At 60.4% G+C, this 22,316-nt stretch carries 26 protein-coding genes and 1 pseudogene; 19 read left to right on the forward strand and 8 right to left on the reverse strand.

Features of this window, described 5'->3' with window-relative positions; all coding sequences use genetic code 11:
• Positions 1-839 (forward strand): annotated as a pseudogene (locus tag AADA04_RS08835) (class I poly(R)-hydroxyalkanoic acid synthase); the annotation flags it as partial.
• 21 nt (positions 840-860) lie between these two features.
• Here the strand turns inward: AADA04_RS08835 and AADA04_RS08840 are convergent.
• Positions 861-1,652: a universal stress protein gene (locus tag AADA04_RS08840; protein ID WP_340692892.1), complete on the reverse strand. Its 792-nt coding sequence runs from the start codon at positions 1,650-1,652 to the stop codon at positions 861-863.
• Positions 1,653-1,932: 280 nt separating this feature from the next.
• Here AADA04_RS08840 and AADA04_RS08845 point away from each other — a divergent pair, with 280 nt between their 5' ends.
• The 18 genes from AADA04_RS08845 to soxA all read left to right on the forward strand — a co-directional run bounded on the left by AADA04_RS08845 (position 1,933) and on the right by soxA (position 15,052).
• Positions 1,933-2,268: a LysR family transcriptional regulator gene (locus AADA04_RS08845; protein ID WP_340692893.1), complete on the forward strand. Its 336-nt coding sequence runs from the start codon at positions 1,933-1,935 to the stop codon at positions 2,266-2,268.
• A gap of 47 nt (positions 2,269-2,315) precedes the next feature.
• A complete protein-coding gene (locus tag AADA04_RS08850) occupies positions 2,316-3,272 on the forward strand; it encodes an XdhC family protein (RefSeq protein WP_340692894.1) in 957 nt (318 codons plus the stop codon).
• Positions 3,265-3,864, forward strand: a complete 600-nt coding sequence (locus AADA04_RS08855; protein ID WP_340692895.1) for a nucleotidyltransferase family protein — start codon at positions 3,265-3,267, stop codon at positions 3,862-3,864. Before AADA04_RS08850 ends, AADA04_RS08855 begins: the two co-directional genes overlap by 8 nt.
• Entirely contained in the window at positions 3,857-4,888 is a 1,032-nt protein-coding gene (moaA, locus tag AADA04_RS08860; RefSeq protein ID WP_340692896.1) for a GTP 3',8-cyclase MoaA, read from the forward strand. Before AADA04_RS08855 ends, moaA begins: the two co-directional genes overlap by 8 nt.
• 3 nt (positions 4,889-4,891) lie before the next feature.
• Positions 4,892-5,140 carry a MoaD/ThiS family protein gene (locus AADA04_RS08865; RefSeq protein ID WP_340692897.1) on the forward strand — a complete coding sequence of 83 codons (249 nt, stop codon included), beginning with the start codon at positions 4,892-4,894 and terminating at the stop codon, positions 5,138-5,140.
• A 2-nt stretch (positions 5,141-5,142) separates the two neighbouring features.
• Entirely contained in the window at positions 5,143-5,589 is a 447-nt protein-coding gene (locus tag AADA04_RS08870) for a molybdenum cofactor biosynthesis protein MoaE (protein ID WP_340692898.1), read from the forward strand.
• A 15-nt stretch (positions 5,590-5,604) separates the two neighbouring features.
• Positions 5,605-6,135, forward strand: a complete 531-nt coding sequence (gene moaB / locus AADA04_RS08875) for a molybdenum cofactor biosynthesis protein B (protein WP_340692899.1) — start codon at positions 5,605-5,607, stop codon at positions 6,133-6,135.
• A 5-nt stretch (positions 6,136-6,140) separates the two neighbouring features.
• Complete coding sequence (gene moaC / locus AADA04_RS08880; protein WP_340692900.1) at positions 6,141-6,623, forward strand: cyclic pyranopterin monophosphate synthase MoaC; 483 nt, start codon at positions 6,141-6,143, stop codon at positions 6,621-6,623.
• A complete protein-coding gene (locus AADA04_RS08885; protein WP_340692901.1) occupies positions 6,620-7,819 on the forward strand; it encodes a molybdopterin molybdotransferase MoeA in 1,200 nt (399 codons plus the stop codon). Before moaC ends, AADA04_RS08885 begins: the two co-directional genes overlap by 4 nt.
• 10 nt (positions 7,820-7,829) lie before the next feature.
• Positions 7,830-8,606: a sulfite exporter TauE/SafE family protein gene (locus AADA04_RS08890; protein WP_340692902.1), complete on the forward strand. Its 777-nt coding sequence runs from the start codon at positions 7,830-7,832 to the stop codon at positions 8,604-8,606.
• A gap of 147 nt (positions 8,607-8,753) precedes the next feature.
• Positions 8,754-9,209 carry a (2Fe-2S)-binding protein gene (locus AADA04_RS08895; protein WP_340692903.1) on the forward strand — a complete coding sequence of 152 codons (456 nt, stop codon included), beginning with the start codon at positions 8,754-8,756 and terminating at the stop codon, positions 9,207-9,209.
• Between the two features lie 10 nt (positions 9,210-9,219).
• Positions 9,220-11,406: a molybdopterin cofactor-binding domain-containing protein gene (locus AADA04_RS08900; RefSeq protein ID WP_340692904.1), complete on the forward strand. Its 2,187-nt coding sequence runs from the start codon at positions 9,220-9,222 to the stop codon at positions 11,404-11,406.
• A gap of 170 nt (positions 11,407-11,576) precedes the next feature.
• Positions 11,577-11,750, forward strand: coding sequence for a hypothetical protein (locus AADA04_RS08905; protein WP_340692905.1), 174 nt, complete (start codon positions 11,577-11,579; stop codon positions 11,748-11,750).
• On the forward strand, positions 11,743-13,026 hold the full coding sequence (locus AADA04_RS08910; protein WP_340692906.1) for an NAD(P)/FAD-dependent oxidoreductase: 1,284 nt from the start codon (positions 11,743-11,745) through the stop codon (positions 13,024-13,026). Before AADA04_RS08905 ends, AADA04_RS08910 begins: the two co-directional genes overlap by 8 nt.
• Positions 13,023-13,484: a sulfur oxidation c-type cytochrome SoxX gene (gene soxX / locus AADA04_RS08915; RefSeq protein WP_340692907.1), complete on the forward strand. Its 462-nt coding sequence runs from the start codon at positions 13,023-13,025 to the stop codon at positions 13,482-13,484. The genes AADA04_RS08910 and soxX overlap by 4 nt, the downstream gene beginning before the upstream one ends.
• Positions 13,477-13,953, forward strand: coding sequence for a thiosulfate oxidation carrier protein SoxY (locus AADA04_RS08920; RefSeq protein WP_340692908.1), 477 nt, complete (start codon positions 13,477-13,479; stop codon positions 13,951-13,953). The genes soxX and AADA04_RS08920 overlap by 8 nt, the downstream gene beginning before the upstream one ends.
• Entirely contained in the window at positions 13,953-14,273 is a 321-nt protein-coding gene (soxZ, locus tag AADA04_RS08925; protein WP_340692909.1) for a thiosulfate oxidation carrier complex protein SoxZ, read from the forward strand. Before AADA04_RS08920 ends, soxZ begins: the two co-directional genes overlap by 1 nt.
• Positions 14,270-15,052 carry a sulfur oxidation c-type cytochrome SoxA gene (gene soxA, locus AADA04_RS08930; protein WP_340692910.1) on the forward strand — a complete coding sequence of 261 codons (783 nt, stop codon included), beginning with the start codon at positions 14,270-14,272 and terminating at the stop codon, positions 15,050-15,052. Before soxZ ends, soxA begins: the two co-directional genes overlap by 4 nt.
• A gap of 65 nt (positions 15,053-15,117) precedes the next feature.
• Here soxA and AADA04_RS08935 read toward each other — a convergent pair whose 3' ends face one another.
• From AADA04_RS08935 to AADA04_RS08965, 7 genes are all read right to left on the reverse strand, one after another.
• Positions 15,118-16,491, reverse strand: coding sequence for a hypothetical protein (locus AADA04_RS08935; RefSeq protein ID WP_340692911.1), 1,374 nt, complete (start codon positions 16,489-16,491; stop codon positions 15,118-15,120).
• 10 nt (positions 16,492-16,501) lie between these two features.
• Positions 16,502-16,933 carry a hypothetical protein gene (locus AADA04_RS08940; protein ID WP_340692912.1) on the reverse strand — a complete coding sequence of 144 codons (432 nt, stop codon included), beginning with the start codon at positions 16,931-16,933 and terminating at the stop codon, positions 16,502-16,504.
• A 68-nt stretch (positions 16,934-17,001) separates the two neighbouring features.
• Complete coding sequence (locus AADA04_RS08945) at positions 17,002-17,490, reverse strand: tellurite resistance TerB family protein (RefSeq protein WP_340692913.1); 489 nt, start codon at positions 17,488-17,490, stop codon at positions 17,002-17,004.
• A gap of 68 nt (positions 17,491-17,558) precedes the next feature.
• Complete coding sequence (locus tag AADA04_RS08950; RefSeq protein ID WP_340692914.1) at positions 17,559-18,179, reverse strand: hypothetical protein; 621 nt, start codon at positions 18,177-18,179, stop codon at positions 17,559-17,561.
• A gap of 27 nt (positions 18,180-18,206) precedes the next feature.
• Positions 18,207-20,333: a hypothetical protein gene (locus AADA04_RS08955; RefSeq protein ID WP_340692915.1), complete on the reverse strand. Its 2,127-nt coding sequence runs from the start codon at positions 20,331-20,333 to the stop codon at positions 18,207-18,209.
• Between the two features lie 390 nt (positions 20,334-20,723).
• Positions 20,724-21,566 (reverse strand): fumarylacetoacetate hydrolase family protein, encoded by an 843-nt coding sequence (locus tag AADA04_RS08960; protein ID WP_340692916.1) that lies wholly within the window; start codon positions 21,564-21,566, stop codon positions 20,724-20,726.
• Positions 21,567-21,577: 11 nt separating this feature from the next.
• Positions 21,578-22,315: an SDR family oxidoreductase gene (locus AADA04_RS08965; RefSeq protein ID WP_340692917.1), complete on the reverse strand. Its 738-nt coding sequence runs from the start codon at positions 22,313-22,315 to the stop codon at positions 21,578-21,580.
• Position 22,316: the final 1 nt, after the last annotated feature.

Genomic DNA, 22,316 nt, shown 5'->3' on the forward strand with positions numbered 1-22,316 from the left:
GGCATGACAAACCTCGACGAGATCGACCCGGCCGAAGAACACCGCACCTATCGAGCTCAGCCTTACTGGCAGCGCATGATGACGATCGCATCGCATCGGCCACTTTCTTTGCGTCGCAATCCGACTTCGAACTGGCCGGCGACCTGAAAGTCTTCACCGACGGCCCGGGCCGCGGCTATCTCGAAAGCGTCATCGACGAGAATGGCGGCGTGATGCCCGGCGCGATGATGTATGAGACCTTCAACTGGCTGCGCCCGATCGACCTCGTGTGGCGCTACGTGATCGACCAGTACATGCTGGGCAAGGCGCCCCGACCGTTCGACCTGCTCTACTGGAATGCCGACCAGACCAACATTCCGGGCGAAGTGCACAAGCGCTACCTGAAGGATTGTTATTCCGACAACAAACTGTCCAGCGGTGATTTCGACCTGCTTGGGGAAAAGATAGACCTGAAGAACGTCAAGATCCCGGTCATGGTGCAGGCCAGCCGCGATGACCATATCTGTCCGTTCGAGAGCGTGTATCGTACGGCCACCGTATTCGGCGGCGACACGAAGTTCGTCCTGTCTGGCTCCGGTCACATTGCCGGCGTGGTGAACCATCCGGACAGCAAGAAATACCAGCACTGGACCGGCGGCAAGATCACGCCGACCGGCGCAGAATGGCTGGAGACAGCCGAGGAGCACCCGGGTTCCTGGTGGCCCTATTGGTGGGACTGGCTGCGGCCAAAGTCCGGCAAGAAGAAAGCCGCTGTCGAACCGAAGGACATGGGACTTGGCGCCGCGCCCGGCTCATACGTTCGTGTGCGCCTCCAGGACATCAAGCTTCCCCTGAAATAGTGCCGGCAGCTTGCTGTCGTTTCAGTGCGACAGCAAGAGCGGAACTTTCGATGTGCGAAGCAATGTTCGGGTGACGCCCGGCAGGATGGACTGCTGAAGGCGCGAGTGCCGATAGCCGCCCAGAACGATCAGGTCAGCGTCACAGGATGTCGCCAGATCGAGAAGGACATGCGGAACCGAGCGACCGGTACTGTCCTCGTTGCGGACCTCAACCTTATATCCATGCCGGGAGACGTGCGCACCGATATCCCATCCCGGGACTTGACCGTAACCTGTTTCACCAGGATTTGCGTCGACCGTCGCTATACAGACTTTCGCATCATCTGAGAGGACCAGCATGCTGTCATGCACGGCGCGGGCTGCTTCGCGACTGGCATCCCAGGCAACGACCGCGCGGTTACCGACTGTCTCGCCGGTCCAGTCTGCGGGCAGAACCAGAACCGGGCGACCGCCTCCCATCAGCACGCCTTCCAGCATGTCCGCATGAGGCTGCGCGTCCTGTTTATCAGGCGCGCGCACGATGACGAGATCAGCATGACGGGCATTCATGGCGGACAGCGCTTCGACGCGATTCGAAAACATCTCGAAGTGGCGCACTTCCACGGCCGGCTCTTTACCAACCTGCTTTTGCTCGAACGCGTCCCACGCCGCGATCATCGCGTTCCGCGCTTCCTGAAGCATGGACGCATAGACCTCGCCGGCACCGCCTATACCATAGCCCGTGAACATGGGCGGCAGAATCGTAAAGGCCGCACAGCTGAGGTGGGCATTGCGCGACGCCGCAAATGTACGCGCGAATTCGAATGCCTTCATGTCGTCTTCGGGCGACGACATACATACGCTAATATCTCTGATCTTCATGGTTTCCTCGCGCTGTTTTACATTCTGCGTCTACACGCCGCCGGGCCGCCGCACTTGATCCTGCTCAATCGCTGTGACCGGCCCGGTCGAAGGTCGGCGGTTTGTCAGGTGGCTCAAGAAAGAGCTGTGTTTCGGTCACCTTTCGTTTGACAGGCGGCCGGGGGAATTTTGTATGGGATGAAAGCGACGTCGTTCGGAGCCGGTATAGCAGCTGCAATCAGGACACTCCAATATGGAATTGAAGCTGAGCATACGTCTTGATACGCCAACGGGAGGCCGGTTCGGCCCGGGAAAGGCTGCCCTGCTCGAAGCAATACGAACGTCCGGCTCCATTGCGGGGGCTGCGCGCGCACTGGGCATGTCCTATCCGCGTGCGCTGAAGCTGGTCGAGAGCATGAACGTATTGTTTCGTTCGCCCCTGATTGAGTCGAGCCATGGCGGGAAGGATGGCGGCGGTGCCGTGCTTACCGAACAGGGGCTGAAAGTGCTTTCATTGTATGATGCGCTCTGCCAACAGGCGGAGGAGGCGACAAAAGCGAGCCGCCGCAAGATCGCGGCGATGATTTAGCCCTCCGGGGGCTAGTATCGATATAAATCACCATTTAGAACGATGAGATGCGTTCAGCCTCGCCCCTGGCAACTCATGAGCACCCCCAGGACGTGCTGGGCGCAGCGCTCGGCTTCGCCAAATCCGGCGCCGAGGTCGCGCTTGTCATCGTCACTGCGACCGAGGGCGGCGCGGTGCGGACACCCGGCGCCCTGATGGCGGTATCCCGGAACGGCGATTCTGCAGGCTATGTCTCAGGCGGATGCATTGATGCCGATGTCCGTCTGAACGCCGTGGAGGCGCTCAATTCCGGTCAGTTGCGCAAATTGCGATACGGCACGGGATCACCCTTCGTCGATATTCGCCTACCCTGCGGTGGCGCCATCGACATCCTGATTGTGCCGAACGTGACACCGGATACGATCTCCATCATGCACGACAGGCTCGACAACAGAGAGACTGTGCGGTTCGCCGTGCTGACCACGGGTGAGATCGCAATGGATGCCGTGCCCGGTGAAGCGCCCCTGTTCCGGACCGTCTACAAACCGAAGCTGTCGCTAAGGATCGCCGGCCGCGGTGCCGACTGTATCGCGCTGGCGCGGCTCGCATCTGCCACCGGGTTTGCGTTGCACCTGCAGCTCCCCGACGAAGCTGACTACGACGCTGTGCGATCTGCGGGGGTCGGATCCGTCACACGCCTCACGACGCCCTGCAGTCTTGCACCTGTCGAAGACGATCGCTCGACAGCGTTTGTATTGATGTTCCACGATGCGCACTGGGAAGCTGCGTTGCTCAAGCAGGCATTGCGCGGGCCGGCCTTTTTCATTGGCGCTGTCGGCAGCGCGAAGACCCATGCCAAGAGATGCGAGAGCCTGAGAGAGGCTGGGATGTCGGCGAATGATATCCAGCGGATCCGCGGGCCTGTCGGGCTCGTGCCATCCATGCGCGATGCGTCGATGCTCGCCATCTCCACACTTGCCGAGATTGTTGAAGCCTTCCACGCCAAGGAGGCCGTCCATGTTTGATCGCACCGCGATCCTGCTCCTCGCAAGCGGCCTGTCCTCCCGGTTCGGGGCGGGCGACAAGTTGATGGCCGATCTTGATGGCCGTCCCGTGCTCGCGCGCGCCGCTGGCGCGCTCGCCAACCGCTCCGTCGCCAAGCGTGTCGCCGTGGTCGGCACGGACCAGAGTGCGCGCAGGACCTGTCTTGAAGCTTTGGGATTCGAAATTGTTCTCAATCCGGCACCGGAGGACGGCCAGGGGAACTCACTTGCGATCGGCAGCCAATATGTCCGCGACGCGACCGATGCCGACAACGCGTTGATCCTGCTTGGCGATATGCCATTCGTGACGGACACGCATCTTGAAGGACTGGCCGAAGCGCTTTCGCAAGGCGCCAGTGCGGTGATGTCGGAAACCGGAGGCAGGCTTTCGCCCCCTGCCCTGTTCCGTCGCGATCATTTCGACAAGTTGGTGGCTGTTACGGGAGACCGGGGAGCCCGCCAGATTTTCGAGAACATCCCGATGAGACGAGTCGTGGCGGCCGCCCCTGACTTGCTGATGGATATTGATTGCGGCCTCGACCTTCAACGCGCAGAGGAGCTGCTGAATGGCTGACGGCTTGGTACTTCCAGGCAAGGCACCGCTGATTGACCGCTATGGGCGGCAGGTCACTTACCTGCGCCTGTCTGTGACCGATCGCTGTGACCTGCGCTGCACCTACTGCATGTCCGAGATCATGAAATTCCTGCCGAAGGCTGAGCTTCTCTCGCTGGAAGAACTAGACCGGGTCGCGACGGCTTTCGTTGAACGGGGCGTTCGCAAAATCCGGCTGACGGGCGGAGAACCACTCGTCCGCAAGGACATCGGATACCTGTTCGACCGTCTCGGGCGCCTCATGGGCCAGGGGCTGGACGAGCTCACGCTAACGACGAACGCCACGCTGTTGGCTGAGCATGCCGACGGCCTCATGCGCGCGGGTGTCCGCAGGGTGAATGTCTCGCTGGACTCGCTGGACCCTGCAAACTTTGCGGAGATCACCCGGCGCGGCGACCTGTCAAAGGTCCTGAATGGGATTGATGCTGCGCTTGAAGCCGGGCTCAAGATCAAGATCAACACAGTCGCGCTCAAGCACCAGAATGCCGCCGAAATCCCGCATATGGTCGAGTGGGCCCACGCGCGCGGCATGGATATGACATTGATCGAGGTCATGCCGCTTGGCGACACGGGCGAAGACCGTATCGACCAATATATTCCAGTGCCGATGATCCGCGATGACCTAGAAACGCGCTGGACCCTTACCGAGGAAACCAGCCGCGATCCGATCGCCGGTCCATCCCGCTATGTGCGTGTCAAGGAAACCGGGGGACGACTTGGCTTCATCACACCGCTTACCAACAACTTTTGCGCAGGTTGCAACCGGGTTCGCGTGACGTGCACGGGCCGCATCTACATGTGCCTGGGCCAGGATGACCATGTTGACCTGCGCGCCGCGTTACGCGAGTCGGCAGACCCGGCTGTTGCGCTTGATGCCGCCCTCGACAAGGCGCTTTTCGCTAAGCCGGAAAAGCATGATTTCGAAATCAAACGGCGCGGAAGCGCGCCGGCGCTTCCACGCCACATGTCCACGACGGGAGGCTAAGCGATGGCACGACTCCACTTCTTCGGACGGCTCATGGATGCGTTTGGTACCAACACCGAAACGGTCGCCCTGCCTGCGGGAATCAATGACACGTCTGCTCTCAGAGCCTGGCTGGACAATGAACGCCAGCTGGGTGGGCTTCTTTTGGAAAAAACCATTCGGGTCGCGATAAACGACACGATCGTGTCTGAGCCGTGGCCGATTGCGGACAGCGACGACATCGCATTCCTGCCACCGGTTGGCGGAGGGTGAACGTGATAAAGCTCACGGAATCCCCTTTTGATGCCGCAGAAGCGCTTCGCGACTTTGAAAAAAGCGCGATGGGCGCAGGCGCCATTGTGAGCTTTACCGGACTCGTCCGAGACACCAGCAAGCTTGGCAAGGTCAAGACGCTTCACCTGCAGGCCTATACCCCCATGACTGAGCGCGGCATCACCAAGGCGGCATCGGACGCAAACAAGCGCTGGCCACTTGATGCGCTATTGGTCATCCACCGCATCGGCGACCTCGCACCGGGAGAGCCCATCGTGTTCGTGGCGACTGCCTCGGCACACCGGCGCGCTGCTTTCGAAGCCGCCGATTTCCTGATGGACTATCTCAAAACAGAAGCCGTTTTCTGGAAAAAAGAAACGACGGACTCTGGCGCACACTGGGTCGAACCGCGACCTGAAGATTACGAAGACCGCGACCGCTGGTCGTAAACAGGAGCCTGACTCATGCATGGCATAAATGAATCCCTTGAGTTCGTACCGGTACGGATTGCTGTCCTGATTGTCAGCGATACGCGAACGGTCGAGACCGACACATCCGGTACCCTTCTGGCCAATCGCATCCGGTCGGCGGGCCATGAAGTGGCAGACCACCAAATCGTGGCCGATGAAGTGACCGCCATCCGCAGCGCAGTCTCGGCCTGGATCGCCGATCCCGATGTCGACGTCGTCATTTCCAGCGGCGGGACTGGCCTCACGGGGCGCGACGTCACACCCGAAGCAGTCACGCCGCTGTTTGAAAAGACAATTGACGGTTTTTCCGTCATTTTCCATCAGGTCAGCTTCCAGAGCGTCGGGCTCTCGACACTGCAATCGCGGGCCATCGCGGGGCTTGCAGGCGGAACATTCATCTTCTGCCTCCCGGGCTCGAATGGTGCCGTGAAGGATGGCTGGGACAAGGTTATCTCGTTGCAGCTCGACAGCCGCCACAAGCCCTGCAACCTCGTCGAACTCATGCCGCGCCTGCAGGAGCGTTGAACGATATGAACGACCTGTCGCACATTGGCCCCGATGGCCGCGCCCGCATGGTGGACATTGGTAGCAAGGTGGAAACTGAGCGCACCGCGATTGCGGCGGGACTCGTACGCATGGCACCGGAAACCCTGCAGCGGGCCCTCAGCCGCGACACCAAGAAAGGTGATCCGATTGCCATAGCCGAACTGGCCGGCATCATGGGCTCCAAACGCACCTCGGACCTTATCCCGCTCTGCCACCCCCTGCCCCTCACCAGCGTGACGGTGTCGATCGAACGTGACGGGGATGCGGAGGCCTTGCGCGTGATCGCCACGGCGAAGACGACCGGCAGGACCGGCGTCGAAATGGAAGCGCTCACGGCCGTGTCAGTCGCCTGCCTCACCCTCTACGACATGCTGAAAGCCATCGACAAGGCGATGGTCATCGAAGGTATCGAACTGATCGAGAAAACTGGCGGGAAATCTGGCGACTACCGGAAACCTGCGCCATGAGCGGATTGATCAGCGTCGACGAGGCGTTGACGCTTCTGGCGGAACATGCGCTTGGCCTTCCGGCTCAGACGGTGCCGCTGGCTGCTGCGCTCGGCGCGCGGCTGGCCGCCCCTGTGACGGCAAAGGTGTCGCGGCCGCCTGCAGCTGTGTCGGCGATGGACGGCTATGCCGTGCACCTGTCTGATGTCGGCACGCCGGGCGCGCGATTGCGCGTCATCGGTGATGCGCCCGCTGGCCGACCTTTCGAAGGCGCGATCAGAAAGGGCGAAGCCCTGCGCATCTTTACAGGCTCCATCATTCCTGAAGGTGCCGACCATGTCGTCATCCAGGAAGATGCAGACCGAAATGGCGATACGCTTGTCTGTCGCAACGCCTATGAGACAGCGCAATTCGTCCGCCAGGTCGGCATCGACTTTGCCGAAGGCGACGAACTGCTCAGCGCAGGCGAATTGGTCAGCCCCGCAGGCCTTTCCATTGCAGCAGCAGCCAACCATGGCACGCTCAGTATAATTCGACGTCCCCGCGTGGGCATCCTCGCGAATGGTGACGAACTGCGCGCACCCGGATCGATTCTTGAACCGGGACAGATCGTCAATTCCAACCCCGAAGGGCTGGGCGCGCTCATCCGGCAATGGGGTGGCGAACCAGTCGACCTGGGTGTCGCCGATGACACCATGGACTCGATACGCGCCAGGATCGGTGCGGCACCGGATATCGACATTTTCCTGCCTGTTGGCGGTGCTTCGGTCGGGGATCACGACCTGATGCGGCCCGCTTTCGCTGACGCTGGCTTCACACCCGTTTTCGAGAAGGTGGCCGTCAAGCCCGGCAAGCCGACATGGTTTTCCACGCGGAGTGCCCAGCGTGTCCTCGGCCTGCCCGGCAATCCCGCGTCAGCCTTCGTATGTGCCCACCTGTTCCTGAGACCATTGATCGAAGGCGGAATGGGGCGCGCACTGATCAGCGCACGATCCGTCAGCGCGTTGCCGGAGCCGGGACGCCGCGAGACCTATTTGCGCGCCCTCGTGCATGTCGATGCTGAAGGCATGCTTAGGGTGGAGGCTGCCGTCAATCAGGACAGCTCGCTCATTCGTCCGTTCCTGACCGCCAATGCCCTGATCCGCAGGCTTTCCGATGCGCCGGCTCTGGCGGCAGGCGATCTCGTCAAGGTCCTGATGATCGCGCCACTCGAATAGGTCCCATCCCTTGCCCATCCTGCTAGCGATCCTCTTTTTCATTACGGCCGGTTTCTATGCTGCGGTCGGTTTCGGTGGCGGATCGACCTATAATGCCTTGCTTGTCCTGAACGGGACTGACTACCGGATCCTTCCGTCGATCGCGCTGTGCTGCAACATCATCGTCGTCACGGGCGGGGTCATTCGGTTCTGGCAGGCAGGGCACCTGCGGATCGCGCGTCTTGTTCCCTTCCTTGCCGCATCCATTCCCGCAGCATGGCTTGGTGGGCGTTTGCCGGTTTCAGAAACCATGTTTATCGGCCTGCTCGGCGGGGCGCTCTTGTTGTCAGGCTTGCACCTCGTGTTCCAATCCGCCCCGGAAGCACTGTCGGATCAAGAGGAAAACAAAGCGTCCGCCATCATTGGTCTTGCCGTCGGCGGGAGCATCGGTCTTGTATCCGGGCTAGTCGGCATCGGCGGCGGCATCTTCCTGGCACCGATACTGTACATGCTGAAATGGGGGCCGCCACGCCAGATTGCGGCGGCCTGCAGCCTCTTCATCCTCGCCAACTCGTTTTCCGGTCTCACAGGCCAGATCATGAAGCTTCAGGACACAGATGTCCTTTCGCTTGTCCTGCCTTACTGGCCGCTACTGCCTGCGGTGCTTGTCGGTGGACAGATCGGCTCATGGTTCGCCGCTCAGGGGCTCCAGCCTAAATGGATCAAGCGCCTCACCGCGGTATTGATTCTTTATGTCGCTTGTCGCCTGATCCTGCGCTGGGTCAGCCTTGCGGGTCTGGTTGGCTAGACGTAACGAAAGTGCCCTGCAGGCGGGATTTCACACGGCTCAAAACAATCACGTATTCGAAAACACACGATTTTAAATCGCAATTCGCGACGCCTGCGCTATAGTTGAGCAAGGCAAAGCGCGCCTGCGGCAGAGGAAAGTGTGGACATGGCAAATCTCAAGGTGAACGGCAAAACGCATACCGTTGATGTAGAAGAGGACACACCGCTTCTATGGGTACTGCGAGATCACATTGGCCTTACCGGCGCGAAGTATGGCTGCGGGATCGCCCAATGCGGCTCCTGCACAGTGCATGTCGACGGCGTTGCCGTGCGATCCTGCGTTTATCCTCTCGGCGCGCTGTCGGGTGAAGAAGAAATCACCACGATTGAGGGTTTGTCTGAGGGGGCCAGCCATCCGGTCCAGCAGGCCTGGGCTGAACTGGACGTGCCGCAATGCGGCTACTGCCAGCCCGGCATGATCATGGCTGTCGCGGGCATGCTCAATACCAATCCGAACCCGACCGACGAAGACATCGATGCCGAGATCACCAATATCTGCCGTTGCGGAACTTTCGTCCGCGTACGCGAAGGTATTCACCTCGCCAAGACCAAGAAAGCCTGAGGCAGATATCATGACAGAGCTACTCAACCTTTCCCGCCGCAAGTTTATCATCGCCACCGGCGCCACTGGTCTCACCATCGGTGTGCTTGCCGCCTGCTCAAAGAAGCCGGGTGAGCCCGATTATTCGGACATGGAGCCAAACCCGGAAGTAAACGCCTGGGTTCATATCGGCCATGACGACACGGTCACGGTTCGCATCGCGCGTTCCGAAATGGGCCAGGGCACCCTGACCGGCCTCGCGCAACTGGTCGCCGAGGAGCTTGAATGCGACTGGGCGAAGGTCACGACGGAATACCCGACGCCCGGCCAGAACTTGGCCCGCGACCGCGTCTGGGGCGATTTCTCCACCGGCGGCAGCAGCGGCATTCGCCGCTCGCACCAGTATGTCCGCGAAGGCGCAGCGGCGGCCCGCATCATGCTGGTCGAAGCCGCCGCCAAGGAATGGGGCATTCCAGTCACCGAATGCACTGTGTCCAAAGGTGTGGTCTCGCTCAAGGGAACAAAGAAGACGCTCACCTATGGCAAGCTCGCCTCTGCCGCGGCACAACTCGCGCCACCGTTTGAGGTGACGCTCAAGGACCCGAAGGACTGGACCATCATCGGCCAGCCCAAGCTGCGCCTCGACACCGCCGACAAGCTCACGGGAGCACAGGTCTACGGCTCCGATGTCAAACTTGATGGCATGTTGACGGCCTCCATCCGGCAGTCGCCGCAGATTGGCGGCAAGGTGAAGAGCTTTGACGCGACGGCTGTCATGTCCATGCCCGGCGTGAAGAATGTCGTACAGGTAGGCGACGATGCTGTCGCCGTCGTCGCCGATACATGGTGGCGCGCCAACAAGGCTGTCCTCGCCCTGCCGGTGGAATGGGAAGCTGGCGTGGCGTTCTCCAGCGCCGAATTCGAGACCGAGCTTGATGATGGCCTCACATCCGACGATGCCTTCACCGGCAACAAGGTGGGTGACATCGCCCCGGCTTTTGCCAATGCGGCCAAAGTCATCGAAGCCACCTATAACATGCCGTTCCAGAACCACGCGCCGATGGAGCCGATGAACGCCACTGCGATCTGGACTCCTGAAAAGTGCGAAGTCTGGTGCCCCACCCAGAATGGTGAAGCAGCGCTTGCTGCAGCTGCCGATGCCGCCGGTCTCCCGATTGAACAATGCGACGTTTACAAGCTTCTCCTCGGCGGCGGGTTCGGCCGACGGGGCATGTCGGACTATGTCAGCCAGGCTGTAAAAATCGCGAAGCAGATGCCCGGCACGCCGATAAAGCTGCAATGGTCACGCGAAGAGGACATGCTTCACGGCTTCTTCCACCCGACCACGAAAGCAAAGGCGCGTGGCGCACTTGATGCAGACGGCAATCTTACCGGACTGCATATCCGCATTTCGGGCCAATCCATTCTCGCGGCGCTGATGCCACAGGCGCTCGCCAACGGCATGGACTTCGCCACCTTCCAGGGACTCCTGCCGTCCGGCGTTGACGCCCGTGTCGAAGACCAGACGATGAAGTACACTTTCGACAACCTCCTGGTCGACCATGCCATGCGCAACCCACCGGTACGTCCGGGATTTTGGCGCGGCGTGAATGCCAACCAGAATGCGATTTACCTGGAATGTTTCATGGACGAGCTGGCCCATGCAGCGGGCCGCGATCCGTTGGAATTCCGTCTCGCCCACCTGAAAGACAGCCCTAATTCGCAAGCCGTGCTCAAGGCCGTCGCCGAGAAATCCGGCTGGGGATCGGATGACGGGAAGTCACGCGGCCTCTGCAACTTCTACTCCTTCGGTTCCTATACTGCCGCCTGCGCCGAAGTCACCGTCGTCGACGACGGAAGCCTCAAGATCGACCGCATCGTCGCGGCGACGGATCCCGGTTACGCAGTCAATCCGCAACAGGTCGAAGCCCAAGTGCAAGGCTCATTCGTGTACGGCCTGTCGGCCATGCTTTACGGCGAAATCACATTCGAGAATGGCGTTGCCCAGCAGAAGAATTTCGACACGTTCAATTCCATGCGTATCTCCGAAATGCCCAAGGTCGAAACCCTGGTCATGCCGTCCGGCGGTTTCTGGGGCGGTGTTGGCGAGCCGACCATTGCTGTGGCGGCCCCGGCTGTGCTCAACGCGATCTTTGCGGCGACAGGCAAGCGTGTTCGACAACTGCCCATCAAGGACCAGAACCTGCGGGACGCCTGAGATTGATGTTCGCACGATCATGCCTGCTGGTCGCCCCACTGCTTCTCGCAGCGGCGTGCCAGCAGGCCCACGTTCTTCCTTCGCCTGAACAACCAGCGACCGATTCAAGCCGGTTGACCGATGCTGCCTCGCTTGCGGCAACGTGCTCAGGGTGCCATGCCGGACCCAGCATGGGCGTGCCAAGCCTCGACCGGATGGACGCCGGGACACTTTCAGCGCGACTTGCCTTCTACAAAACCGACGCGGACGGCACGACCGTGATGCACCGCATTGCGCGCGGCTATTCTCAGACGCAACTTGAAGCTATCAGCCAATATCTCAGCGCGGAGGCCAGCGATGAGTAAGCCCGGCTTTCCAGTTGATCGAAGACGCTTCATGGCGGGTATCGGCACACTTGCCGGGACGAGCCTCCTCCCCCTGCCCGCCTTTGCAAAAACCCGCGCCCGTGTCCTTATCATCGGTGGCGGTTTCGGCGGCGCCACGGCGGCGCGCATGCTGCGCGACCTCCTGCCATCAGCCAGCATCACATTGCTGGAGCCCAATGCGACCTATACGGCCTGCCCGTTCAGCAACCTTGTGATCGGCGGCACACGGTCGATCGCTGATCAGTATTTTTCCTATGAAGCGCTTAGCCTTTCCGGGATTGCCGTCATCCCCGAGCGAGCAACGGACATTGATCCCGTTGCCAGGGTCGTCACCTGCGGCGATGGACGCGCCTTGGGCTACGACCGGCTGATCGTGTCGCCCGGGATCGATTTTCGCTGGAACGCCATAGAAGGCTATGATGCCGCCGCCGTAGATCGCATGCCCCATGCATGGAAGGCCGGGCCGGGCACACTTCGCCTGCGCGACCAACTCGCAGCGATGGACAATGGCGACCTCGTCGTGATGTCTGTTCCGGCGCCTCCTTTCCGCTGCCCGCCCGGCCCCTACGAACGCGCCAGCCTCATCGCGAACTACCTGAAGAACCACAAGCCGAACTCCAAGCTTCTCATCCTCGACAGCCAGGATAGCTTCTCCAAGATGCCGCTCTTCAAGGAAGCGTGGGAACGGCACTACCCTGACCATCTCGAATGGCGCGCGGCGTCGCAGGATGGACGTGTCATCCGCGTCGACCCAGCGACGCTTACCCTGTCCACAGACTTCGAGGACATTCGGGCAGATGTGGCCAATGTCATCCCACCCCAGAAGGCCGGCGAGATTGCTGCACGCGCAGGGGTTGCGGACGCGACGGGCTGGTGCCCGATTGACGCAACCAGCTTCGAGTCCACGCTCCAGCCCGGCATCCACGTCATCGGCGACGCGACAATCGCCGCCCCGATGCCGAAATCTGCCTTCTCGGCAAACCTGCAAGCCAAAGTTTGCGCCATCGCCGTTGCGCGGCTCCTGTCCGAAATGGACGCCCAGCCGACTGTGCTGGCCAATACCTGCTATTCCTTCATCACCCCGGACGAAGCCGTCTCCATTGCCGGCGTCTACTCCAATGCGGGCGGCAAGTTCACAAACATTGATGGTGCGGGTGGGCTCAGTCCGCTTGCCGCAGGCCCTGACGTCCGCAAGGCTGAAGCCGCACAGGCCGAAGCCTGGTTCGCAGCCATTACTGGCGAGGCCTTCGGATGATGCGGTGTGGTACGATTGCCGTCCTTACCTGCCTGCTGACAGCCGCGTGCACGCCGGACAGTTCGCACCTCGTTTCGCCGAACCAGATTGACGGCGACTCGATCCCGCTTCCGCTTGCAGACACGATCACTGACGCCGCGCACGGCAAGGCCCTGTTCGTCTCCCGCGACGGGGGGCATTGCGTGCTTTGCCACCAGGTCGCTGGCCTTGAGGCGGAATTCCAGGGGGATGTCGGTCCGGCCCTCACGGGAATCGGTTCACGCCTCTCGCCCGGCCAGTTGCGTCTGCGCGTGGTTGACTATGAGCAGGTGCGGCCCGGTGTGCTGATGCCTTCCTACTATCGCACGCACGACCTATATCAGGTGTCGAACGCGCATGAGGGCGAACCGGTCCTCTCCGCTGAAGATGTGGAAGACCTCATCGCCTATCTGTCGTCGTTGAAGGAACCCGATGCCTGACCATTCCGCCCAGCCAGAGAAAACGTTCAGCCGCCGCGCCCTGATCCGGCTTGGCGCCGGCAGTGTGCTGATCGCCGCAACGCCGCTGCCTGCCTTTGCGACGCCTGACGACGTGAAGGCCGCCCAGCAGGAATTGTTCGGCAGCCGCGTGATCCGCGAGGGTCGCGTCACGCTCAAGCTCCCCGCCATTGCTGAGAACGGCTATTCGGTGCCCTTCTCAGTCGATATCGACAGCCCGATGACGGAGGAAGATCATGTGCGCCAGATCGCGATCTTCTCGCCGCGCAACCCCATTGCAAATGTCGCCCGATTCCAATTTGGCCCCCGTGCCGGACGGGCCGCCGTCGCCACGCGTATCCGCCTTGGCGGCACACAGGCCGTTCAAGCTGTCGCCGAGATGAATGATGGCAGCCTCTGGTCCGGTAGCGCGCAGACAGTCGTCACACTGGCCGCCTGCGTGGTGCTCTGATGGCCAGTATTCGCCTCTCCGTTCCGAAGACCGCCATGAAGGGCGAAATTATCGAGCTCAAGGCGCTGATCCAGCACCCGATGGAGAGCGGCTATCGACGCGGGTCGCGCGGCGAGCAGATCCCGCGCAATATCATCACACGGTTCGAATGCGTGTATGATGACGAAGTGGTCTTCTCGGCCGACTTCCACCCGGCCATCGCCGCTGACCCCTTTCTCACATTCTACACGCGGGCGGTCCGGTCGGGAACACTGGCGTTCCGCTGGACCGACCAGCATGGCGAGATGTGGAGCGATACCGCATCCCTGACGGTCACATGATCCGGCTATCCCCTGCCCTGGCGGTTGCCGCATTGATCGCCGCGTGCAGCCCGTCGCCCGCCCAGACTGCTGGGACGGACCTGGCCGCTGCCGACCTCCGATCCGGCTACACCTTTCTCACCGCCGAAACACAGGCCATGCAGGACGACAGCTTTGCCAATCCGGGTTATCTCTGGGTCGACCGCGGGGCAGTTCTTTTCGAAAGCCGTGCGGGCGACGCGCCGTCCTGCGCATCATGCCACGGCGAAGGCCTTACCGGGATCGCCGCCAGCTATCCCGCCATCGACGAGACGTCTGGCGACCTGCTCAACCTGGAAGGCCGCATCAACCAATGCCGCATCCGCCACCAGAACCTGTCGGCACTGGACTATGAAAACGACGACCTGCTCGCCCTGACGGCCTTCATCGCCAACCAGTCTGCAGGCATGCCCGTTTCAGTCTCCATTGATGGTGCCGCCACCGCACACTACCGGAATGGACGCGACTATTTCTTTACCCGCCGGGGACAGTTCAACCTGTCGTGCCATCAATGCCATGACGAGAACACAGGCAAGCGCCTGAGAGGCGACACGATCAGCCAGGGCCACGGCAATGGCTTTCCGGCCTATCGCCTGGAATGGCAGACGCTCGGATCGCTCCAGCGACGTATCCGCGATTGCGATGCCGGCGTGCGCGCCGAGCCCAACGCGTTCGGAGACCCGACCTATATCGATCTCGAACTGTACCTGAGTTCCAGAGCCAGCGGCCTCGATATGGAAAGCCCAGCTGTCCGCCGTTGAATACTTTTCGAATGTATTTCTGGGGCCGCGCAATCCCCAAAGTGCGCGCGGAATTCAAGCGCTCATCAACGGCACGTGACGTCCATGTCGTCATGCTCGCTCGAGATGATGGACCGCGCATTTTCATACACTTCCGGCGTCATCAGCGCCTTCAGTTCACAGGCATTGAACCCTTCCGGCGGAAACATTGACACGTTCCGGCGCGCCTCACGTGCGATCTCGACGTCTCCCACCTGCTCGGCAGACAATGCTCGGACAAGTTCATTCCAGGCGAAGAGACCCGTCTTTTCGATGTATTTCGCATGGTTGAAGGCGCCTTCGAAATCGCTATCACGGAGATAGGTGAATCCTTTGTTCTCGGCCGATCCACTCTGTTGGTTCTCGGTCTGACCGAGCGCAACCCTCAGGGCGATTGCCTTGTCGAGACACGCGCGCGTGAGTTTCATCAGATGTGACCCGTTGCCTGCATCGCCTGCGCCACACACCCGTTCGGCCAGCGCCCGCGCGGAATCGATGCCTGCGTCCGTCGGCAGGTCAGCCGTCGTAATCAACACGGTGCCGAGCCCGTGGAAGGCATTCATCTGAATCGTTTGCTCGGCAGGGTCTGGCGTGTCGTCTGCCGCCGGGTCGACACGATTGAGCGCCAGAGAATAGTCGCTGAGTGCTTCCCGCGTCCGGCCCAGTTTACGATTGCACTGGGCGCGCCAGTAGAGCGGCTGGAGTCCAAGTTCATCGTCGCTGCCGATCTGGCCGACCATCGCCTCCACCGCCTGGCAATCAGCCAATGTGTAGCTCGAACGTGGCGACGACGCGTCGATGAAGCTGATCCAGGCGAGCCCGGTCTGCGCCAGCGTGCGCAAGGCCGGATCGGCTAGCGCCGCGTTGAAAGAGGCCTGCGCCGACTTGAGCTGGTCGGGCAGCCCTGTGTCGCCCTTCTTGATTTGCACGCCGCTGCGTTCCCAAGCAAGCAAGCCCGCCGCGCCTTTCAGCAGGGCGCCCTCAGTATTTTTACCCGGCCTGGCAGACCGTATCTCTATCAGGCGCTCATCTGCGAGCGAGTGGCGTCCTCGCTCGAGGTAGCCGACGACAGCAGGCAGCACCTTGCCGGATGACTCCCCGCCTGCGGATCCCGCGTACATCTGGCGCATTTCGTCATAGGCGCGACGGATAGCGGCTTCCTGAGCGGCCACCCGATTGTTCTGCTGGTCGATATCGCGTCGCATCGTGAACGCGTGTTTTTCAAGCCGGTCGGAATCGGCCGTCAGACGTTCCGATTTCACCGACAGGTCCTCGGCAACTACATAGTAGTATACACCCAGACCAGCCGACATCATGACCACAAGAACAAGCGTCGTAATGCCGGCGATCAGGATGTGCTTGAGTCCGCGCTGTTCTCGCGAAACAAGATCGATCAGTTGCCGTTCGGCGGAGTCCGACATGGTGTCTGTCCTATGCTACGATTGAACCAACCATGTCTAACAGGAGGCTACGTTTTTTCTTGCTTGCGCACTGGAGCTCGCGAACAAAGCCTTCGAAGAGTTTGTATCGTTTCGCCTGCGCCGCGTAGAGCGAGCGATCAATCGAATTGATGCAATTGTGAGCCGCACACCAACTGGCGAAGAAGCCAATCATCGCAGCCGACAACGGTGCCAGTACCTGAAGGATCATGGGTGAGGCCTTTTCGCCCCCGCCCTGAGCCCCGACAATGAAGGAAAAGCCGATCACGCCCATCGTGCCGAGTAGAAGCACGAAACTGAAAACAAACATGCCGAAGCAAAGGGAGCGGATATGGCAATGCCCCTTACGCTCCTGCTGCAGGATCGCGGCAAGGACTTCGATGTCCCCTTCATCCGCATCATGTCCGCTCGAAGCTTGTATCATCCTCGTTTACCCAATCAGGTGCGCTTCATCTCGAATTTGGCCAGGCGCACCACCACTATCCTCTCGCTTCAGTACCGGTTTTTCAGCATGACAACCGTCAGCACCTGCTTCGCCTTATCGGCATCCAAGCGCAGCAATGAGGTAATCTTGTTCAGGAAGTCCGCCTCGGATTGACGCAACTCGCCGTCAGCCAACACAATGTCCACACAGTGCGCGAAGACCGAAAGACGCATGTCGCTGGGAAGCGAATTGCAGGCTTCCTTGAGACCATCCGGGCGAGACTGAAGTCGTTCGTTGACGAGCGCATTGACCTTGGCGAGTTCGGCTTGGTCCAGCCGCTTCATGGTACGCGACCGCATCACCAACGCCGCAATTTCCTGACGTTCTTCCGGAGCGAGTTCGCCATCGGCGAACGCCGCTGACAGAATAAGGGCCATATAGGCTTCCGGAATATTCCAGTCCGTATTGGTCTGGAAGTCCCGCGCGAGCTCTTCGAGGTCTAGCGGCGTCTCCTTTTCGGTCGTCGTCGGCGAGAAGATCATTTGTACGTCGCTCATGTCGGTCTGTCCTGATTGTTGTGCTTCAGCCATCGCCAGAGTGCTCCTTGCTGATTGGTCTGTCTATTCTATTGCGGCGTACCGGAAATAGTGCCTTCGACGGGCTTGGGTTTCACAGGCCGTGGGCCAATGACTTTCACCTTATGGGCCCTGAGCGCGTCAACGTGCTTCTGAAGAATCTCGATGGCTGCGTCGTCCCATGTTTCCGGAATGGTCTTGAGGCTGGCAGGTATAGGCGGACCGCCCTTGCGCTGGTCGGCCAGGAGTTCTTCAATTTCAGTGATCAGGGTGGCGCTCTCACCGACGAGCCTGCCGATGTTTTCATCGAACATTTTCTGACTATTGCCGATGGTTTCCACCTCTACCCTGAGCGCATCCCGGTCAGCGGTGAGCGCAGCGATCTTGGCGTTGAGGTCGGCGGTGACGGCGTCATTGCCCTTGGCCTCCATCTGATCAAGCTGGGTCTGCAACTGGCCCACTTGATTGGTACTCTGCCACACGAGGTAACCGAGCCCGGCACAAGGGATGAGCATGAACAGGAAAATCAGCACGGGCACGATCGATCCGCCGCGGTTCTTGGAAAATTGCGCATCGATGACCGGTGGCTGCGGTGGCGGAAAGAGCGTCCTTTCCTCAAATACGGTCGGCATATTACCGCGTGGAAGTCCGTCAGACTTAACGATGTCCATTTTTGTTCACTCCTGAAATTTCCTGCACTAGCGTGTGCATGCCCCAACCTGGAAAAAATCGAACTGGCTCGACGCGGCACTGATATCGGCGGGCGACAAGGCCAGATTCACAGACGCTCCGTTGCATGCGATGGCTTTCGCCCGGCCCACTTCGAGCAGTGTCTCGATCGATATCGGCGCTGGCGCTTTGGGCCAGTCACTTACGAACACAGGTACCGCACCGGTTGCGGCGAGCTGGGAGGCGAGACCCTTGCCCTGGATGAACGCACCCTGAGCTTCATCGCGCAGCGCATTGCGGCGCGAGGTTGGCGCCGTCTGCGCAATCCGCAAGTAATACATCCCAAGCAGGAGCTGCCCATCTGCGCCGCCGATGCCGGAGCACCAGCTCGCATTGCCGGGATCCGCCGCCGTCGGCTTGAACGTCACGATATAGGACAGGCAGGCCGCCTTCTTGTAGCGCGTCTCGGCACCGTCCAGCGAGAAAGCCTCCCGGGCATATTTGATGCCGGCCGCGCTGGTCTGGGCCCGTGCGTTCGTGCTGTTGTTCAACGCTTCCGCACGACCCAGTTCGTAGAATGCTTCGGCCCGTTCCTTTTCGCGGCCAACCGCTGGCGGACCGTTGGGCCCGCCGGTCGCGTTGATGACATTCTCGAATGCCGTATTGGCGGCCATCCAGTTCGCCGGGGGAGATAGGTGCAGTCGGCCCACTTTCAGGGACGCCTCGATCAGTGAAGGCTGGGCAGCCAGTGCTGCGTTGAGAAGACTGAGGGAAATGTCCTTGCGCAACCCGCCAGACGCCGACTGCGCTTCGTAGAGGGCCATGATCGCGTCTGCGACGCTGCGCCGGTCGTCCATGGACGACACCATATTCACCTTTTGCTGAAACAGCGGGCCGACTGGCGATTGCCAGTCAGCGGCTATCCAGTTCGGATAAGCCAGCTCCATCGCAACATATTGCCTGTATGCCTCACTCGCGCGACCAGGCTGCGTGGACTTCAGCGCATTGGCCAGGGAAAGCTGCGCCTTCGCATTGCCGCCGCTGCCACTCGCGGCTTGCGCGTAAGCGTCAACAGACCCCTGTTTGTAAAGCAGAATGTTTCCATCACCCGGGTTCACCTTGGAGAGCTCAGCTGCGGCAACCGAGAGCGATTCCCCGAGTCCGAGAAGGACCAGAGTCTGGTCGGCGCCGTCGAGCCCCTTGGCCACCTCAAACGCATTTCGGGCGGACAGGCAGTCAGTCACGCGCTGAGCCGGCGTTGTAGTCGCCTCTCGGCAAAGCTGCAGATAGGACTGGCCCAAGCCTTCCTGCGCCCGCCCACTTCCCGGCTTGGCGACCAGTGCAATAGAATAATACTTGATGGCCTGGCTGAGGGACATTCCGCCCCGCGCACGATTTTCATCCGCAATCGCCAATGCGAGCGTTTCAAGCGCTTGTGCCGCCTCGACTTTACGCTCGGAACGACGGCTGCCGAGAACTACCTTGAAACTATCGATGGCCAAATCCGTATCGGCCAATTGCCCACGGGCCCGATAAAGCTCGCCCCGCCGGAAATAGAATTCGTTGTAGCGCCAGTCGCCCTGCGCTGATCCACGGGGTGCGAACGGCGCCGCAATATCATCACTTGCCAGACGCGCCAGTGCTTTGCTGAAGCAATCCTGCTGGCTTGAACAGATTGTGGTTGCAGCGAAAGGCTGCGCATTGGCGAGCCCCTCAAGCGCGCTCACATAAGCCAGAGTTCTATCATAGCGAAAGCCCGTAAGCGGCGCCTTCTGCCATTTTTTCCATTCTCTCTTGCTGAACCCAAGTGTGCCGCGATCAGAACTCATCAGCGCGGCATCCGACAGCCGATTGAACGACGTGTTCACCAACTCGGCTGCTTTGACGAACTGGCTGGAGGAATTGCTCGTGACGGACGCCTGGCTGAGGTAAGCCCGAGCTGCATTGAATGCAGCGATTCCCGCCTCATAACCCTTCAGGCTGGGGCTGGCCGCGACCGTCTCACATTGCTGGCTGATTTTCGATTCAGGTGCCGCAAAATCAAGGCAACCTGCCGTGGACGGCGCAGCATAGACAGGCGCAGCAAGCGCGAACAATAGTCCGAGCGTCGCCAGTCCATTTTTGAATCGTCCCGAATTTCGTCCGCATGTGGTCACCGGAAATCCCCCTCTGGCTAACCTTGCATTAACCATAATGGCTGAGTGCGCACCAAGGTCAACGCAAAACTCCGATTGTGGGGAAGGCCTAGGTGGCCTGCTTCACCTCGCTTTTACCAAGCTCAGGTTGCGGCATTTCATCTGGCGCTTTCACCCCAATTCGCAGCAGTCATTACAGCATGCAGACGATCAAGCCCCCGGCCCGGAGAGGGCTGTTCGCATCCGCTGGACCTACACATTTCGAGAGAAAGCGAAATCGCACACGTATCAGCACGCCAAGCCGGACGACCTTGGGAGAGGACGTGAACTCGCTGAACGAGTGATGGTTCATTTCCGACAGATCAAAGCACGATCTTGCAGGCTCAGGCCGGAGATTTGTAACCGTTCATGTCAGGCATCGACGCAGACTTGTCTCTGCTGTCCCAAGCCATCGATACCGAGCGTCACAACGTCACCGGAACGGAGAAAACGCGGCGGGGTCATCGAGAGCCCGACGCCTGGCGGCGTACCGGTGGAAATCACGTCGCCCGGTTGCAGGCTCATGTACTGGGACAGGTAGCTCACGAGACGGGCAACACCAAAGACCATCGTCGAGGTCGCGCCGCGCTGCATCGCCTCGCCATTCACATCGAGCCACATTGTCAGGTTTTGCGGATCTTCGATCTCGTCGCGCGTAACCAGCCAAGGGCCGATCGGACCAAACGTATCAGCGCTTTTGCCTTTGACCCATTGGCCGGTGCCTTCGAGTTGGAAGGCCCGTTCGGATACGTCGTGAACCACACAATAGCCCGCAATATGATCCAGCGCCTCATCTTCGGAAATGTATTTCGCGTGCTTCCCTATGACGATACCCAGTTCAACTTCCCAATCGGTCTTCTGCGAACGTCGCGGTATCTCCAAATTGTCATTCGGACCACAGATCGCGCTGGTGGCCTTGAAGAACACGACGGGCTCTTCAGGAACGTCGGCTCCGGTTTCTGCTGCGTGATCAGCATAGTTCAGGCCGATACAGATGAACTTCCCGACGTCTGCGACGCAGGGCCCGATTCGTCCTTTCGGGTCCAGATGCGGCAAGGTTGTGAGATCAAGCTGTCGAAGCTGCGCGAGCACGGCGTCAGACATGGCAAGACCGTCCCAGTCATCCACAAGTTCGCTGACATCGCGGATGTCTCCGTTCGCATCCAGAACGCCGGGCTTTTCCCGACCGCGCGGACCGACCCTTACAAGCCTCATCTCTTCAACTCCTAATTTGTCCAGCCGCCGTCAACGACATGAATTGCCCCAGTGGTGAAAGACGCCTCGTCAGAGACAAGATACAATGCGAGGTTTGCGACTTCCTCAGCCGTTCCGAGACGGCCCATCGGCTGTCGCGCCACAAACATCTGTCTTGCCTTTTCATAATCGCCCTGCGCTGCCATCCGACCATGCAGAGACGGTGTATCCACCGTTCCCGGACAGATCGCGTTGCAGCGAATGTTTTTGTCTACATAGTCTGCCGCTATTGCCTTGGTCAGCCCGATAACGCCGGCCTTCGACGCGCCATATGCGAAGCGATTGGGCGCGCCTGTCACACTGGACGCAACGGAACTCATGTTCAGGATGACGCCGCCACCCTTCTGAACCATGTTCGGCAATACGGCGCGGGACAATTCGTACATCGAGGTCAGGTTGACCAGAAGCGACCGGTCCCAATCAGCGCGTTCGCAGGTTTCAATGGTTCCATGATGGACCCAACCGGCCACATTGAACAAAATATCGAGACCCGTTTGGCGTGCGCAGAGCGCCGCTATGGCATCGCGGTCTGTCACGTCCAGGACTTCCGTCGAGATACGAGCGGTCTGCTGGAGGGACTCCAGCGCGCCCGGGTCAATATCCGTCGCAATCACGCGTGCGCCTTCGCGCGCAAACGCTTCTGCGGCCGCACGCCCAATTCCGGCACCTGCGGCCGTTACCAGTGCTGTTTTTCCCTCGAGCCTACCCACC

Origin of the sequence: Hyphomonas sp., from assembly GCF_037969335.1 — a bacterium.
Taxonomy (GTDB): Bacteria; Pseudomonadota; Alphaproteobacteria; order Caulobacterales; family Hyphomonadaceae; genus Hyphomonas.

Excerpts from the sequence above, each read along its gene's own strand:
- AADA04_RS08840 (WP_340692892.1), bottom strand. The coding sequence starts at position 1,652 with ATGAAGGCATTCGAATTCGCGCGTACATTTGCGGCGTCGCGCAATGCC.
- AADA04_RS08845 (WP_340692893.1), top strand. The coding sequence starts at position 1,933 with ATGGAATTGAAGCTGAGCATACGTCTTGATACGCCAACGGGAGGCCGG.
- AADA04_RS08850 (WP_340692894.1), top strand. The coding sequence starts at position 2,316 with ATGCGTTCAGCCTCGCCCCTGGCAACTCATGAGCACCCCCAGGACGTG.
- AADA04_RS08855 (WP_340692895.1), top strand. The coding sequence starts at position 3,265 with ATGTTTGATCGCACCGCGATCCTGCTCCTCGCAAGCGGCCTGTCCTCC.
- moaA (WP_340692896.1), top strand. The coding sequence starts at position 3,857 with ATGGCTGACGGCTTGGTACTTCCAGGCAAGGCACCGCTGATTGACCGC.
- AADA04_RS08865 (WP_340692897.1), top strand. The coding sequence starts at position 4,892 with ATGGCACGACTCCACTTCTTCGGACGGCTCATGGATGCGTTTGGTACC.
- moaB (WP_340692899.1), top strand. The coding sequence starts at position 5,605 with ATGCATGGCATAAATGAATCCCTTGAGTTCGTACCGGTACGGATTGCT.
- moaC (WP_340692900.1), top strand. The coding sequence starts at position 6,141 with ATGAACGACCTGTCGCACATTGGCCCCGATGGCCGCGCCCGCATGGTG.
- AADA04_RS08885 (WP_340692901.1), top strand. The coding sequence starts at position 6,620 with ATGAGCGGATTGATCAGCGTCGACGAGGCGTTGACGCTTCTGGCGGAA.
- AADA04_RS08895 (WP_340692903.1), top strand. The coding sequence starts at position 8,754 with ATGGCAAATCTCAAGGTGAACGGCAAAACGCATACCGTTGATGTAGAA.
- AADA04_RS08900 (WP_340692904.1), top strand. The coding sequence starts at position 9,220 with ATGACAGAGCTACTCAACCTTTCCCGCCGCAAGTTTATCATCGCCACC.
- AADA04_RS08905 (WP_340692905.1), top strand. The coding sequence starts at position 11,577 with ATGGGCGTGCCAAGCCTCGACCGGATGGACGCCGGGACACTTTCAGCG.
- AADA04_RS08910 (WP_340692906.1), top strand. The coding sequence starts at position 11,743 with ATGAGTAAGCCCGGCTTTCCAGTTGATCGAAGACGCTTCATGGCGGGT.
- soxX (WP_340692907.1), top strand. The coding sequence starts at position 13,023 with ATGATGCGGTGTGGTACGATTGCCGTCCTTACCTGCCTGCTGACAGCC.
- AADA04_RS08920 (WP_340692908.1), top strand. The coding sequence starts at position 13,477 with ATGCCTGACCATTCCGCCCAGCCAGAGAAAACGTTCAGCCGCCGCGCC.
- soxZ (WP_340692909.1), top strand. The coding sequence starts at position 13,953 with ATGGCCAGTATTCGCCTCTCCGTTCCGAAGACCGCCATGAAGGGCGAA.
- soxA (WP_340692910.1), top strand. The coding sequence starts at position 14,270 with ATGATCCGGCTATCCCCTGCCCTGGCGGTTGCCGCATTGATCGCCGCG.
- AADA04_RS08935 (WP_340692911.1), bottom strand. The coding sequence starts at position 16,491 with ATGTCGGACTCCGCCGAACGGCAACTGATCGATCTTGTTTCGCGAGAA.
- AADA04_RS08940 (WP_340692912.1), bottom strand. The coding sequence starts at position 16,933 with ATGATACAAGCTTCGAGCGGACATGATGCGGATGAAGGGGACATCGAA.
- AADA04_RS08945 (WP_340692913.1), bottom strand. The coding sequence starts at position 17,490 with ATGAGCGACGTACAAATGATCTTCTCGCCGACGACGACCGAAAAGGAG.
- AADA04_RS08950 (WP_340692914.1), bottom strand. The coding sequence starts at position 18,179 with ATGGACATCGTTAAGTCTGACGGACTTCCACGCGGTAATATGCCGACC.
- AADA04_RS08960 (WP_340692916.1), bottom strand. The coding sequence starts at position 21,566 with ATGAGGCTTGTAAGGGTCGGTCCGCGCGGTCGGGAAAAGCCCGGCGTT.